This window comes from Alteromonas sp. G4i35 (genome assembly GCF_054960375.1).
Window position 1 is genome coordinate 1 of sequence record NZ_JBHNZD010000022.1, and the last position, 16,565, is coordinate 16,565.

General features: G+C 40.5%; 12 protein-coding genes. All 12 read right to left on the minus strand.

Features of this window, described 5'->3' with window-relative positions:
- Nucleotides 1-33 precede the first annotated feature (33 nt).
- Nucleotides 34-1,221 carry a nucleotide sugar dehydrogenase gene (locus ACFI6L_RS14615; protein WP_462574280.1) on the minus strand — a complete coding sequence of 396 codons (1,188 nt, stop codon included), beginning with the start codon at nt 1,219-1,221 and terminating at the stop codon, nt 34-36.
- 600 nt (nt 1,222-1,821) lie between these two features.
- On the minus strand, nt 1,822-3,162 hold the full coding sequence (gene glmM / locus ACFI6L_RS14620; RefSeq protein ID WP_462574281.1) for a phosphoglucosamine mutase: 1,341 nt from the start codon (nt 3,160-3,162) through the stop codon (nt 1,822-1,824).
- A 66-nt stretch (nt 3,163-3,228) separates the two neighbouring features.
- Nucleotides 3,229-5,061, minus strand: coding sequence for a glutamine--fructose-6-phosphate transaminase (isomerizing) (glmS, locus tag ACFI6L_RS14625; protein ID WP_462574282.1), 1,833 nt, complete (start codon nt 5,059-5,061; stop codon nt 3,229-3,231).
- A gap of 322 nt (nt 5,062-5,383) precedes the next feature.
- Complete coding sequence (locus tag ACFI6L_RS14630) at nt 5,384-6,796, minus strand: capsule assembly Wzi family protein (protein ID WP_462574283.1); 1,413 nt, start codon at nt 6,794-6,796, stop codon at nt 5,384-5,386.
- Nucleotides 6,797-6,830: 34 nt separating this feature from the next.
- Nucleotides 6,831-8,768 carry a polysaccharide biosynthesis protein gene (locus ACFI6L_RS14635; RefSeq protein WP_462574285.1) on the minus strand — a complete coding sequence of 646 codons (1,938 nt, stop codon included), beginning with the start codon at nt 8,766-8,768 and terminating at the stop codon, nt 6,831-6,833.
- Between the two features lie 95 nt (nt 8,769-8,863).
- Complete coding sequence (locus ACFI6L_RS14640; RefSeq protein WP_462574286.1) at nt 8,864-9,412, minus strand: sugar transferase; 549 nt, start codon at nt 9,410-9,412, stop codon at nt 8,864-8,866.
- Nucleotides 9,413-9,417: 5 nt separating this feature from the next.
- The gene (locus ACFI6L_RS14645; RefSeq protein ID WP_462574287.1) at nt 9,418-10,356 is read right to left on the minus strand and encodes an NAD-dependent epimerase/dehydratase family protein; all 939 of its coding nucleotides are present in this window, start codon (nt 10,354-10,356) and stop codon (nt 9,418-9,420) included.
- Entirely contained in the window at nt 10,356-11,471 is a 1,116-nt protein-coding gene (locus ACFI6L_RS14650) for a glycosyltransferase family 4 protein (RefSeq protein ID WP_462574289.1), read from the minus strand. The genes ACFI6L_RS14645 and ACFI6L_RS14650 overlap by 1 nt, the downstream gene beginning before the upstream one ends.
- The gene (gene asnB, locus ACFI6L_RS14655; protein ID WP_462574290.1) at nt 11,464-13,386 is read right to left on the minus strand and encodes an asparagine synthase (glutamine-hydrolyzing); all 1,923 of its coding nucleotides are present in this window, start codon (nt 13,384-13,386) and stop codon (nt 11,464-11,466) included. Before asnB ends, ACFI6L_RS14650 begins: the two co-directional genes overlap by 8 nt.
- On the minus strand, nt 13,387-14,481 hold the full coding sequence (locus ACFI6L_RS14660) for a glycosyltransferase (RefSeq protein ID WP_462574291.1): 1,095 nt from the start codon (nt 14,479-14,481) through the stop codon (nt 13,387-13,389).
- Between the two features lie 60 nt (nt 14,482-14,541).
- On the minus strand, nt 14,542-15,678 hold the full coding sequence (locus ACFI6L_RS14665; RefSeq protein ID WP_462574292.1) for a hypothetical protein: 1,137 nt from the start codon (nt 15,676-15,678) through the stop codon (nt 14,542-14,544).
- On the minus strand, nt 15,668-16,564 hold the full coding sequence (locus tag ACFI6L_RS14670) for a glycosyltransferase family 2 protein (protein ID WP_462574293.1): 897 nt from the start codon (nt 16,562-16,564) through the stop codon (nt 15,668-15,670). Before ACFI6L_RS14670 ends, ACFI6L_RS14665 begins: the two co-directional genes overlap by 11 nt.
- Nucleotide 16,565 lies beyond the last annotated feature (1 nt).

The window sequence follows — 16,565 nt, forward strand, 5'->3', positions numbered from 1 at the left end:
CATGGCAAAATTTACTCTGACCCCAAACTTGGGTTAATCAGCGTTGAACAAGTCGCGGCTGTATACTTTATCTAGTACATCTTCGATATCGCCCGTAACACGGTTCGCTACGATTACGTCAGAGATTTTCTTAAATTCTTCTAAGTCATTTACCACTCGAGAGCGGAAGAACTCCTCTTCCTTAAGTACTGGTTCGTAAACTACAACTTCGATACCTTTTGCTTTGATACGTTTCATGATTCCTTGAATAGCACTTGCTCGGAAGTTATCAGAACCAGACTTCATGATAAGACGATAAATGCCTACAATTTTAGGCTTACGGCTTACAATTGAATCGGCGATAAAATCTTTACGCGTACGGTTAGCATCTACAATAGCCTGAATCATGTTATTAGGCACTTCACTGTAGTTAGCAAGCAATTGCTTAGTATCTTTTGGTAAGCAATAACCACCGTAACCAAAACTTGGGTTGTTGTAATGATTGCCGATACGCGGGTCTAAACCGACACCTTCGATGATTTGTTTAGTGTCTAAACCATTACGCTCTGCATAGCTATCTAGCTCGTTAAAGTACGCTACACGCATTGCCAAGTAAGTGTTGGCGAAAAGTTTGATAGCTTCTGCTTCAGTACTGTCGGTGAATAAAACATCGATATTCTCTTTTATTGCACCTTGCTGAAGCAGTTTTGCGAAAACCTCCGCGCGCTCACTACGCTCGCCTACGATAATACGGCTTGGGTAAAGATTGTCGTAAAGCGCTTTGCCTTCGCGCAAAAATTCAGGCGAAAAGATGATATTTTCAGATTCAAAACGGGCTTTTGCATCTTTAGTAAAGCCTACCGGTACGGTCGATTTTACAATCATCACTGCATCAGGATTTACTTCCATCACTGTTCTAATAACAGCTTCTACACTACCCGTATTGAAGTAATTCGTTTGCGGGTCGTAATCCGTAGGTGTAGCAATTACCACATAGTCAGCATCTTTATATGCTTCTTGCGCATCCAAAGTTGCTTTTAGGTTTAACTCTTTTGTTGTCAGGTATTCGGCTATCTCTTTGTCTTCAATTGGAGACTTTTTGTTATTCAGCATTTCGACTTTTTCAGCTACCAAGTCAACTGCTTTCACTTCATTGTGCTGCGCAAGTAACACTGCATTTGAAAGCCCTACATAGCCTGTTCCGGCAACCGCTATTTTAAGCTTCTGCATCGTACTATCCATTTAACTTTTCTCCAATTTTATACAATTTAACCAAAGCGGATATTCTCTCTAATATTACACATTAGTTTGAAACAATCATGAATAAGTTTGAGAGTAAACTAACCTTTCTAGTCTTTATGACCTAAGTAATTTTCTATTTCCATGCATATTTCACACCTTTTAGAGAGCTCTAAGATCTTTTTTGTTTTTATGAGAACCTCTCTTGCGCTTTAACTTTATTTTTTCAATGTTCTCTGCATTTGGATTGGTAGACAAAACATTTATATTGGCTCGGTTAACTTAAAAATAATCTTGGTAGATTTGAAAAGGCATACATTGCAAACAAGCATTGCTCTCAGTGCGAGAAGAAAGGTGAGATGAGATGAGATGAGATGAGATGAGATGAGATGAGATTACTATGTCATTGTAGTTAACACTGTCAACTATCTACTGAGTTTCGTTCCTTGTTTATTCTGCTCATTTAAAACATCCTCTTTTTTTGCTACGAACTTTAATGAACTGCCTACCCTTAGCTACTTCTAAGGGTAGGCAGCAACAAAACTGTTTATAGCTAACTTTTCCAGCTGTTATGGTTTAATAAATAAGTATCTTTTAATACTTCTAATTTGTTCTGATAACTTCTGCCAATCGGTTTGCTAATGTTACGCTCACACTTTTTTCTTTAGCTTCAACCATTACACGAATTAAAGGCTCAGTTCCGGACTTTCGAAGTACTAACCGACCGTCCTCTCCTAGCGTACTTTCTACGCGACTGACTTCATCTTTAACTACATCTAAATCAAGCACTGAATCTAAATCACTATGACGAACATTCACAATAGTCTGAGGAAGCTTTGTCATCCCTGCTTTTAGTTCACTTAAGGAGTATTCACTTTTTACTACTACGGTTAAAATTTGTAGCGCAGCGATAATAGCATCTCCAGTAAATGCATAATCTAGGTTAAGGATATGTCCTGAGGTTTCCCCCCCAATTCGCCAACCCGTCTCTTTAAGCTTTTCGACGACATATCTATCCCCAACATTTGTTCTAACGAACGGGATATCAAGTTCTTTTAATGCTATTTCAAGACCCAGGTTGCTCATTAGTGTGCCGACAACACCACCTTTATAGCCAGCTTGCTTGGCTTCACGAGCCATTAAGAAGAGAATTTCATCTCCATCCACCACTTCACCTTGAGAGTCGACAAACATGATTCTATCAGCGTCGCCATCAACAGCTATACCTAAATCAGCTTTATTTGTCGTCACAGCCTTACTCAACGAGTCGAGGGAAGTTGCTCCGCAATCATTATTAATATTTATGCCATTCGGCGTGTTGGCAATATTAATTACTTTTGCGCCAAGTTCTTCAAATACACTAGGTGCAACTTTATATGCAGCACCGTTGGCACTATCGACAACAATTGTTAGTCCTTCTAAGCTAAGCTCGCTCGAAAAGGTACCTTTACAAAACTCGATATAACGACCAGCGGCATCTTCAACTCTTCGAGCTTTGCCTAATCGTTCTGAGTCAACACAATCGATACCATTTTCCAGTGCATACTGGAGCTTTTCTTCAATAGCCTGCTGCTGTTCACTGCCTAGTTTAGCCCCGCTACGGCCAAAAAACTTAATCCCATTGTCGTAATATGGGTTGTGGGATGCGCTGATGACTACGCCTGCGTCAGCTCTAAAAGTCGAAGCTAAATAGGCTACCGCTGGAGTAGGAATAGGCCCAGCGAGTGCAATGTTTACGCCGGCAGCCGACAAACCAGCTTCCAGTGCAGATTCCAGCATGTATCCACTGGCGCGTGTATCTTTTCCTACTAGTACCTCTTTTGTACCGTCTGCCGCCAAGACTACACCTGCAGCCCAGCCCAGCTTCATTACGAAATCTGGTGTCATTGGAAATTCGCCAACTTTTCCGCGAATTCCATCAGTGCCAAAATATTTTTGAGACATTCTTACTTCCTAAAAAACGAAAGGCCACAACTTAAAAAGTCATGGCCAAATATCAAGACATTAGCGCTATTCTACTGTAACTGACTTGGCTAAGTTTCGTGGCTGGTCAACATCAGTCCCTTTGATCAGGGCGACATAGTAAGAGAGAAGCTGTAAAGGAATAGTGTAAACAATGGGGGCAATAATATCTGCACAATGTGGGATATCAATTACGCGCATTGTTTCATCACTTTCAAAGTGTGCGTCAGCGTCTGCAAACACGTACATAATACCGCCTCTTGCTCGCACTTCTTCCACGTTAGACTTCAATTTTTCGAGCAACTCATCATTTGGGGCAACCACGATGACGGGCATTTCGTCGTCTATTAACGCTAATGGACCATGCTTGAGTTCACCTGAAGCGTATGCTTCGGCGTGAATATATGAAATCTCTTTAAGCTTAAGCGCGCCTTCCATAGCAATTGGGTATTGAGCACCACGTCCTAAGAATAAGCTATGATGCTTATCGGCGAACTCTTCAGCCAGCGATTCGATAGCGTCTGCAGTACTTAGCGCCTCTTCAATCTTACCGGGTAATGTCTTAATAGCGGCGGTGATCGCTTGAGCTTTGTCATCAGACAAACCATTAAATTTACCTAACGCTAGTGTAAGCATTAAAAAGGCGGTAAGTTGGGTCGTAAACGCTTTAGTTGATGCAACGCCAATCTCAGCACCGGCAAGAGTCATAAAAGCAAGATCAGACTCACGCACTAACGATGACCCTGGCACATTACAAATTGTAAGTGCAGACATGTAACCTAATTCTTTAGCCAAGCGTAATGCTGCTAACGTATCTGCCGTCTCTCCACTTTGAGAAATCGTAACAAGCAAACTGTTTTGATGAACGGCTGACTTGCGATATCTGAATTCTGAAGCTATCTCTACTGAGCAAGAAACATTTGCATGCTCTTCAAGCCAATATCGCGCAGTCATTCCAGCATGATAACTCGTGCCACATGCGATAATTTGCACATGCTTAACTTGCTTCAAAATTTCTTCAGCACCATTGCCAAACAAAGCGTCGATGTTGTGAACATTATCCACTCTATCCTGAAGAGCACTTCGAATAACCGCAGGCTGCTCATAAATTTCTTTTAGCATGTAGTGGCGGTAACCACCTTTGTCACCAGCATCATGCTCTACCGTCGATTCGATAATTTCACGTTCTACCCGAACACCAGATTTATCAAAAATTGTTACTTCTCGACGGGTAACTTCCGCTACGTCACCTTCTTCTAAAAAGATAAAGCGGCGTGTTACAGGTAGTAATGCTAATTGATCAGAAGCTATGAAGTTTTCACCTAAACCCAGACCGATTACTAGAGGGCTACCTGAACGAGCGACAACCATTTTATCCGGGTCTTCTTTGTCGATAACTACTGTACCGTATGCCCCAGTAAAGTGCGTTACTGCACTTTGAACAGCTTCTAATAAAGGCTTACCGTCGTTAAGCATTTCGTGAACTACATGCGCAATGGTCTCGGTATCGGTATCGCTTGAAAAGGTGTACCCTTTTTCAGTAAGGTTCTTACGCAGCGAAACGTAATTTTCGATAATACCATTATGTACTACCGCCACACGGCTTGATGAGAAGTGCGGGTGTGCATTATATTCCGTTACACCACCATGCGTAGCCCATCGAGTATGGGCAATACCAGTGGTACCTAGAGCTGTTTCACTTTCAACAGCTTCAGCTAAATTTTTAACCTTACCAATTTTACGAATGCGCTTTAAGTTGCCATCCTTGTCTAACAGGGCTACACCGGCTGAATCATATCCTCTGTACTCTAGCCTTTTTAAGCCCTCTAGTAGTATTTCAACTACATTCCTTTCGGCGACAGCGCCTACTATTCCACACATCCTATTTACTCCGTACTTCTCGAGTTAATTATTAAGTTTCTGTGCACATATTTTAAAGCATGTCATTACTAAGGCAACAACTACCCATTCATTTAATATTACTTTTTTAGTGAATGTTCGGGGCGTATTGTTAGCCTCTTCTACAGCGTAACAATGCTATTAGCTTTCCTGCAGAAGAAGTTTAGATAATAAACCTAATTTGCGGAGTTCAGCTTCGCTCTATTTTTTTTATCTTACTGTCAGTACATATTTCGAAATAATGTGAGCGCGCTTGTCTCGGGATAAATTTGATAGCCAAAGAGTCGGGACTTAGAAAATAGTTCTAGAACCCCAGATAAACTCCAACGCTGTAAATGCGTTCACCTAAGACGTCTAAGCCAGTTGACGCTTCTACTCCCCAATAGACGTTTTGAAAGCGAGACCGATAATCGGCACTGAAATTTAAGCTTGAATTAACGAGCTCGTTTGAGGGTTCGTTGAGTAACACCACTTGAGACCAACCAAACGTAGTAGTTAGACTATTTTCAGCTCCCATAGACCAAAACCACTGAGCCGTTATACTCTTTGCTGACGTGTTTTGCGCTTGGCTTGAAACGAAATACGCTAACGCTCTCTCATCATATTGATAACCATTACCGTAAATATCGCTACTGTAAAAACCTCGATCGTAACGGGTTGCTTCTATTCTAAAAGAGCTTTCGTTAATTGCGGGGAAATATATACCTACGGTTGCAGCACTCGGTTGAGTGCTGTCGTCACCGAGCACTTTTTTAGTAACATGTTCACCGTAAATTGAATAATGAAAACCGACAACCTCGGTGCTGTATCTAGCTTGTATCGCATATCGCCTATCAGCTTGTGCATCGGCGTAAGAAGTATTTGATGCACTATCAAGGCGATTGATTGCTAAGGCGTCAAAAAATTCTTTGCTACCATTATCTCTTATATCGCCACCAAATACTGTGGTATGAGAAAGACCAAGGGTGATTTGGTCTACAGGTGAGAAACTTAGTGATGCGCCAGTAATATAAGGCTGGTCTCGCTCTATGGAGTCGCCTGAACTAATGGTTGTATTGCTCAATTTACCAGCAAACACCTCGTAATTAATATCATATTCAGTTAATGGTATGACGTTGCTTGCAGATAAACTTGCGAAGGCCTCAGACTCATTAGAAAGTAGAAGAGAATCAATTCGGCCCACCGACCACCAACGAGATTTATAACCTATATCGAGCTGCAAGATATCAATGCCAGTGTGCAACATCCCCTGTGCTCTGTTAACACCGTTTTCAGTTATAATTGCACTAGCGCTTGCCCCGAGATGGTCAGAATACATCGCATAGCCAGCGGCCTCTAAAAGTATATTACTTTTCCCATCAACACCAAAGTGATAGGGGGCGCCATAACTGCTATTGCTGGCAGCTATAGACACTTGCATTAAGCTGGAACTAGAACGCTCTTTATGATCCCGCAAATATGGCGCTATGTCTCTAAACAGCAGTGGATGAGACGTTTGAATTTTACGGGCCAACGCGGTAATTTGTGCCACTTTATAAGGTTTGTTTAACGATGTTTCTCCGGCTATAACAGCTATCTGCTCAATCTTTTGAGCAATATGATTAGGTAAGTTTAGTGGGAGATAGGGTGATACTCCCGTGCTGTTTGCTGGCAGTGAAAAGAAAGAACTGGTAGCAACAACTGTTGCCACCAGAAAACAAGAACTACGAAGGCGCATGAACAAATCCAATTTGCTAGTGAGTAAACACGAATTAATGTTTTAATTTAGCTATTTCAGCTTTCTCTGACGATTCAAGCTGTCGCTCAAGCCAAACTAAATCACAAATCTCATCAGTAGGGGCAAAACCTGTTGGAGCTTTCAATAACACTTCACGAATGCGCTCATGTTCAAAATTATGACAGGCTTCATCAAGAGCATTTAAAATCTTCTCTAATTCCGACCATGTAAGCTTATTTTCATGTGCGGTCATAATGCGTTCGTGGGTTGTCCCCTCTACATTATTTCCAATAAGCAATTCTTCATATAACTTTTCACCAGGTCGTAGTCCTGTGCAAACCACCTCAATATCACCCTCGGGAAATTTATCATCCTTTACGGAGTAACCAGACAAGTGAATCATTTTAGTGGCCAAGTCTTTAATTCTAACTGGCTCACCCATGTCCAACACAAACACGTCTCCCCCCATTCCCATTGCGCCGGCTTGTATAACTAGCTGAGCAGCCTCAGGGATAGTCATAAAGTAACGAGTTATGTCGGGATGAGTAAGCGTAACTGGCCCCCCTTGCCTAATTTGCTTTCTAAACAAGGGGACGACAGAGCCCGAAGATCCCAAGACATTACCAAACCGTACCATACAAAAACGCGTGGTAGACTGCTTGTCTGCCAGTGCTTGTAACACAAGCTCAGACATACGCTTTGTAGTGCCCATAATATTTGTTGGCCTTACGGCTTTATCTGTAGACACTAATACAAACGTCTCTACATTGCACTTGATAGCAGCCTGCGCCGTATATAAGGTTCCAAAGATATTATTTCTTACACCTTCTACCACGTTGTGTTCTACTAACGGTACATGCTTATAAGCGGCAGCATGATAAACGGTTTGCACCTTGAACGAGCTCATCACCGTTTCTAATCTATTCTGTTTTTGAACTGACCCCATTATAGGAACGATCTCCACACGCAGAGAACGCTCCTCAACGTACTGTGAAAGTTCTCTTTCAATAGAATACAAAGCGAACTCGGATAGCTCAAACAAGACAAGTTTTAGTGGCTCGCTCTTTACTATTTGTCGACACAGCTCGGAGCCAATAGATCCCCCACCACCGGTAACCATTACCACTTTGTCTTTAATATCGGCGTGCATCAGTGCTTTTTTCGGTGATACAGGGTCGCGGCCGAGTAAGTCCTCAACCTCTACATCTTTGACTTGGTCAACATTTACTGCACCACCAACAATATCAGCCATCCCAGGAATGGTTTGCACTTTTACAGCATACATTTCAAGCTTTTGTAAAATCTTCTTACGCCTTGCACGGGACGTACTGGGCAATGCAAGAAGCACTTTCTCAACATTTTCATGTCGAATTATGGACTCTAAATCTTCAACAGCATGAACCAAATGCCCTTCGATTTGTGACCCCTGCTTAGTTCTGTCATCATCGACAAACGCGACTACACGGTATTCTGGGCCATGCCTTAATGCTGTAGCTAACTGACGGCCTGCAGACCCAGCTCCGTAGATGATGACAGGGCGACGTTTAGACGCGCTGACTTTATTTACAAGAGCTCGGACAGTTATTCTACTGCCGCCAACAAGCAGTAACGAAAAGGAGATAAATATAATTGGAACTGTTCTAGGAATAGGATAGTGTAAGAAAAATGCAAGTCCTATTAGAGCACAACACGAAGCGACTACGCCTCCTACGACTGCTCCTAACGCATTTATGCCAACATATCGAAGAACAGCTCGGTAAAGCCCAAGTTTGACAAATATATAAATACTAATTGGTATAACTAGACCAATTAAAATCCAATGCTCAATACTGGAGATTAACTCAACAGAGTCGAGACGAATAAACATTGCCGACCAGAACGCGATGAGAATGAAAACAGCGTCAATTAAGACGGTGATCACCCGTTTTTGAGCACGAGGCAAAGATAGAAGAGTTTTAACTAAAGTTTTCAAACATCAATCCTTGTTGCTACAAAATTTGTAACCTAACTAATACTTTTGACGCGGATAATAACATACATTGTGTTAATACCTGTCAAAACGATGCCCTAATTTACTCGATCTCCGCTCCCCTTGCCCGTAACTGTCAATAAAATGTATTTAAAATAGGATGATATATTGAGTGTATCAATCATTTTCCCATCAGTTTCAGCAAGAAGCTTCGGCGTTGACATATCTATTTCATTTATTTGCGCCAAACCAGTAATCCCTGGGCGAACACTATAGACTCCGCGTTCGTCTCTCTCCTTAGTTAGCTCTTCTTGATTAAAAAGACCTGGACGTGGTCCTACTAAACTCATTTCCCCCTTCAACACATTCCACAGCTGTGGCAGCTCATCTAGTTTCGTTTTTCTGAGAAAGTGCCCCATTTTTGTAATGGAAGCGCTGCTAGCCAGATGACTCGCCACAGACGCAGTGTCTACTTTCATAGTTCTAAACTTGACAAGAACAAAAGGCTTTTTATTACGACCAACGCGTTCTTGGGTAAAAACCGGTGATCCTGTGTCAAACAGCCCAACAATAAAAATTAACAACAAAACTGGGAACCCAACAATTAACCCAAAAAGTGAAAATAAAAGATCAAACAACCTAAGCATATTTACTAATCAATCCCATTCATATTTTTTAACGCATCTTCTGTACTCATGACAGGGCTCCAGCTCAAAGTGGACTGAGTATGAGAAATATCCACTTGCAAGCTGCCAGTCAATCTCGCTATCACATCTTCTTTTCCAAAGAGTTTACCTATTAGGCTAAAACACCAGTTTGGAACATACACGCCCCAACCTCTTTTTCCTTGCGCTTGAGCCATCAACTTTATCAATTCCGCGGTAGACAGATCCACGTTGTCTGACACCATGAAGCATTGATTTTTAGCATTAGTGTGACTTATACAACACAGAATAAGATCGACCAAATTTTCGATGGCAACAATTGACCTACGATTACTCTTAATGCCTGCTAACGGAAGCGGGAAACCACTTCCAATCAACTTGTACAACGAAGCAAAATTAGCTTTAACACCTTTTCCATAAACAAGCGGAGGCCTAATTATAACGTATTCCATACCTACGGTTTCACAGTAGTGTATTAAAGCAGCCTCAGCTTCAGCTTTTGATTGACCGTATGGGTCTTCAGCATTATAAGGAGAGTTGTAAGAGAACTTATGTCCTTCCTCTGTGCTTTCGCCTAGAGCTTTAACTGAACTCAGGTATATAAACCTTTTAGCGCCATTTTTGTAGGCTAATTCTGCCAGCGCTAAAGTTCCCGCGACATTAACCCGTCTATATTCAGCAATTGGATCATCAACTTCATCTTTCATAATGTGTGCTCTGGCAGCACAATGTATTACTACATCGATTGATGACGCAATTTGTAATTCAGGAGAACTGTCACCGAGGGAGAAGTTATAAAACTGAATTTGTTTGTTTTCGCTAGGCCTTTTTCTACCCAACAAAGTCAATTCATGCTCTGTTTTTTTCAGTTGGTCAACTAAATGCTTACCAACAAAACCTGAGTAACCGGTTACTAACAACTTCATTAATTATTCTCATATAATTTGAAATGCGCAGTGATTACATCTTCAATAGAAAAAGTAGTTTCTGCGAACTTTCTGCCCTGCCTGCCCATTTCCGATGTTTTTTCCGGATTCAGAAGTAAATGCTCAATAGCAGAGGCCAACTTTGAAGTATTTCTTGCTGGAACGAGAACTCCTGTAACGTCAGGAACTATTGCATCCCTACATCCTGGAACATCAGTTGTCACAACAGCTCGCCCACAGGCTGCTGCTTCAATTAAGCTTTTAGGCAAGCCTTCACGATACGACGGCAAAACCATAATGGTTGAAGAAGATATTACCTGCGGTATGTCTTTTCTGTACCCAACGTGCCTGACGATACCTTCACTTACATAGCTAGTAAGCTCCTCAATACTCATTGAGTTTGGGTTTTCAGGGTCTAAGTCACCAACTAGCACAAAATCTACACTGGGATGTCTATCCTTAAGCGACTTCACTGCCTCACAAAACTCTATAACTCCCTTATCTTTTAATAAGCGCGCCAGAAACATCACCGAAGGCCTATCAGCTCTAATTGGTGTGTAGTGATATTCAGAAAGGTTGACCCCCGAACCTCTGATTAAACATGCAGAAGAAGGCTGTACGATATTCAGGTCAATAAAAGACTGCCTATCTGTTGAATTTTGAAAAATAACGGTTGAATTTGCGTTATTTAATCCGAATTTATAAAGCCTTGATATAATTTGACGAAGTACCTTTGCTTTTGGACTTTCATCGATGAAAACATAGCCAAGCCCTGAGATAGAAAATACACGCTTTTTTACGCCGCAAATTCTGCTGATTAAAGAACTGTAAACGACGGGCTTTATGGTAACCCCATGAATAATATCAGGTCTTACATTCCTCACTACTGAAAAAATCGACCACAGTGACTTTATCTCTGATAATAACTGGGTTCCTGAACGCGACATTTTTATTCTATGTACACGGATACCTAAACCTTCGAGTGAGTCGCATTGTCCTGTATCCGCACATGCTAAATGAACTTCATATCCCTTTTCCATTGCACTAAGGGCAATTGGTAATCGATGAGAGATAAAAAACCAGTCTACATTTACTACAAATAGAAGCTTAGTCACTTGCTCTTGACTCCAACCACTGTTGGAACATCAATATATTCCATAAAACTGCTGACCAGTTTCTAACGCCTGATTGATGCTCACGCCATAACCTCTTAAGAGTCACAGTGTTTAAAAACCCTTGCTTCTCTATTTTATCGCTAGATAACAGTGACTCGGCCCACTCTTTTAATGGACCGCGAAGCCATACATCTAAAGGCACAGAAAATCCTTTTTTAGGCCGCTCAATAAGGGCAGGAGGCACATGCTTGAATAATACCTGGCGCAATAACCATTTAGCTTTATCTCGCGTCTTATAACTACTTGGTAAACGCAATGCGAATTCGATAATCCTGTGGTCAAGCAAGGGAATTCTTCCTTCAAGAGAATGCCCCATCGCACACCTATCTACTTTGCAAAGTATGTCATCGGGGAGATAGGTGGTCATATCGACTGTTGACATAAGTTCATTTAAACTATCGTAATCACATTCTGAATCGCTGATGCTCAATTGTGAAAACCCATCGTCTTCACCAATGACTAGACTGCCAACATCGCGATAGCTAGACATTAAGAAGTCTCTGTAGAAATTCATAAACTCTTTATGGTCGAGTAGTGTTAGAGCTTTATGTACTTTATCACCTAACATAGACCCTTTGCTTTTCACGTCACCAATCATATTAAGGGCGTGTATCGGCAAGCATTTAGCTAGTAACTTAATTGCTGATTTATTGAACTCCGATAGACCCGTTATGCGTTTCCATGCATTTAACGTTTGTTGATAACGGCTGTATCCCCAAAACAGCTCGTCTCCCCCATCGCCAGACAAGCATACAGTTACATGCTGTTTAGCGAGCTTACTAACCAAAAACATGGGCAGCTGACTTGAATCAGCAAATGGTTCAGAGAATACATTGGGAATATCATTGACGACGTTTAAGAGATCGCTCTCGTCAATATACAGTTCATGATGCTCAGTTCCTAAATGCTCAGCTACTTCTCTAGCATACTTTGCTTCATCGTACCGCGGATCCTTAAAGCCGATTGAAAAAGTTTTGACAGGAGCGTTGGCTTTAGACTGCATTAGCGCAACAACGCTTGATGAGTCGACTCCTCCAGATAAAAATGCTCCCAATGGGACATCAGCTAGCATCTGACCACTTAAACTCTGATTAAAAAGCTTCTCTAGCTCGTTAACTGCTTGTTCATCGTCTTCGAAAGATAATTCAGGCTGCTTTAAAACACCTGCAACACTCCAATAACACTTACTATCTTTGGTCAATTCACTATTAAAAGTAATAAACTCACCGGGCATCACCTTAGACACTTGTTTATAAATTGAACTCGGCGCACATATATAACCCTGACGAACTAGTTGAGAAAGCGCATGGCGGTCAATTTCAAGCGACTCTTTAGCTACCGCTTCAATACAACTTAATTCTGACCCAAAAAGAAGATATTCCTTGTTAGAAAAATAATAAAGTGGCTTTTCGCCAACCCTATCTCTAGCCAATGTCAACGTTCTTTTTTGCCCATCCCACAATGCAAAAGCAAACATACCTACCGCTTTACTCAAGGTTTCTTGAATACCGAAACTGGCTATGTATTCCAATAGAATTTCGGTATCAGAGTGCCCTTTCCAGTCGACTATTCTTAACTTCTCTATATCTTCTTTTAACTCTGAAAAATTATAAATTTCACCGTTGAAAGCAATATGATATCTCTCATCATGCGACCTCATGGGCTGATGACCTGCATGCGAGATATCTATTATTGAAAGACGACGGTGACCTAGACCAATCCCGTCTTGCGGATCACACCAAGTACCAAAATCATCTGGGCCACGACGATAAATAGGAGCAATCATTTCCATGACACTCTCTTCTGTCACCATATTTTGTTTAAACGGTGAATACAGCCCAGCAAAACCACACATCTATTTGGCTACCTCTTTGTATAACTTTTCGTATTCGGCTCGAACTCTTTCTACGCCAAACCATTCCATTGCGCGCTGTCGATTCGAAGCACCTATCTCCATAAGCGTTGAAGAGGGCGCTTTCAACATTGCTTCCATCAAATCGGCTAATTTAACAGAATCCTCAGGTTTATAAAGCAACGTATCGTTATCGAGAATACGCTGAGCGTCACCGACATCACTAGCGATACATGGTAGACCTTCCAACATAGCTTCAACCAAACTATTAGGGGAGCCTTCACTAAGAGAAGATAAAACATAACAAGAGTAATCACTCAAGATTCTTCTTGGTGACTCGATTTCACCTAGAAAGTCAAAATGTTCTTCATAACCTGAACTAACAATTAGCGATTTTAAAGCAATTTCCACGTCCCGGCCTATAAAGGTAAAACTAACATTTTTCCTTTCCTCATCCGACAGCTTCCCAAGCAATATTATTGCTGACTCAGCAAAATTCCTTTGCCCTTTAATGGGAGCATATCTTCCTATGTGAACAAACTTGAAAGGCTGTGTTTTTAAACAAATTTCACGGGACAACTTTTTTATTGAAAAACCATTTCCAATAACCTTAATTCTAGTTGGGTAAAATATGCGCTGATGAGACTCTTTACCAGCATAAGAATTACTAATAATTGGAAATTTACCGAGCCGAGCAATAAAAGCAGAAGCTCTAGCCAAAATGCCAGTTAACCCTTTAGGAATCTCTGTTCTACGAATCGACCAGATTATAGGGACAGGTGTTAGCAGCGATAAAATCCAACCAGCTATATTTGCATGGTACATCCAACATTGAATTATTACTCTGTTATCTTTCTTTAAAGCTTGAAGCATGCTACGAAGTTCAATTATTGAGTAAACGAAAGATAGACCCGTGAAATCAAAGAAATAAACAGGCAGTCCTTTTTTCTCCAATCGTTCAGAAAGTTTACTTCGCTCTTTCTTCATAGATACAACTAGATGTGTATATTCACTTTTAGCATCATCAGCAACAATTTGCTCGAATTGATTCTCAGCGCCACCTTGATGTAGCGCGCTAAATATATGAACAATTATCACTTACGAAATTCCTAATTATGTACAAAATATTTAAGGTATTGAGTGGTTTAAAAAATAGGTTTACTCTTCCATGTCAGTGCGAGCCAATCTTTTTTTAGGATCGCAAAGAGCAAAGACAAGATAGAATGGCATTATCAAAGCAAAAAAATTAATTTTAGATAGCATTAGGATTAAAACCAACGAAGTCGATGCTCGACCTTTATAGATAGCGATTAAAGATATTGAGAATATAAATAGAAGAGATGGGAAAAAACCCATATAATAAATTAGAGTAAATAAAAGCCCTGAATCATTGACAGCTCCGCTCGAACTAAAGTTAAATGGTGTAGAGCTAAACCCTCCAACCCCGTGAAAGAATCCATTCACGCTTGAAGTGTTCTCAATCGTCGCTCGTATGAACTCTTCTCTGAAGCTCATCCCATGCGATGAGCCAAAAGAACTCCTCACAAAAAAACGCCAATACAAATATGGAAGCGAAAAAGCACCAAATACAAGGGCAAGTAAAGCTTTAACCTTAATTTTTATTGGTGTAATTGCCAAAATAATCACTGCAAAAATTGCCCCGAACGTACTAAGCGTGAGAGCTAGGCTAAGTAATGCTAGATATGCGATCCTTTTTCTTGGCTTACTTGTAAGGTATCTCATTGATAACGCAACAGCAGGCGCTACAAACGTAACATAGGTGCCTGGTTCGTTAAACAAACCAGATGCTCTCATCATTTTATTGATAATTGGGAGTTTAAAAGTACCGCCAAAATTGCGCGATTCGATGCCAATTGCCCCTAGGTAATCAATGTGGATGCTGAATAAAAAATACGCAACGAACTGAATGTAAAAAAATGTTATATGGCAACATAAAAATATAAAAATAACCCTTCCGACATTGACCTGTGTAACTAGAGAAGACGCAACGCCAGCAGACAAGATAAGTAAAAGGAATGCCAATAGCCTTTTCCAATCAGCGTCAAGGACGAAAAAGGCACTAAAAAGGGCAGTTATTATAAATAACCCAACATAAATAAGTATTACAGTAAAGTCTTGTACAAAAGGACGTTTGTTGAAAATAAATAAACAAAACGTGGCTAACAACAGACCAAACAAACTAGCAATCTGTAATGAGAAAAAATAGATTGAAGTGAGAGATAAAAAAATAAAAGAAAGACTAAATAGAAGGTCTTTCGATATATTACCTTTCATCTAAAAAGCCTTTAATTAAGCCAACAGGTTTGCTAATCAAGAACAATATCTTTAATAAGATTCCGTCAAAATCACTAGTCGTCATTTTTTGGCGAGCGATATAGTTGTATCGGTTCATACTAGAGAGCTTTCGCAGCGTATACGGAATATTATAGATAGCGTATTTAGCATAAGAGTTAACTATTCCTTTCAAATTTAACGCTTTATTTTTTGGATAACTCAAAATCATACTTTTATTATTGCTGTAAGATTCAGGGTTATAGGTATCGTACACTCGAACTACTAGGTTACTGAATATATAGTCATGACTTTCAGATATTCGCGCCCACAAAAAACCGTTAGTAAAACCTGGCTTCATATGCACAAAATGGTCTCGAATCAACTGCGTTTTTGTAAACTGGAGTAGCTCACAATACTCTTTGAGTTTAAAACGAATATCACCTTCATTGGCTTTGAAAGCCTCTTCCGGAAAATTTTTACCTATTAACTTTCCTTTTTCATCTACACATCGTCCACAAACACCGGCTATACGTGGATTTTCCAGTATAGAGAAATTCTTTATAATATTTGACACCCCACTAAGTGCATTAGGTGTCAGCTCGTCATCTTGATCTAAAATACAAACAAAATCTCCCTCTGCTATTAATGAACCTTCATATACGCTTTTTGAACAGAAGTAGTTTTCCGTAAGAAATACTGATTTTACTGTAAAAGGTGCTTGGTCCTGAATCTCTTTTATGAGCTCTACGGTTTCGCCACCATCAGGAGAACAATCGTCAACTAAAATCCACTCAAAATCTTTTATAGATGATTGTAGAAGACTTTTGTATGCTCTCATCAAAGTGCGACCACTTTTGTAGCAGGGAGTAATAATTGAAAACTGCATG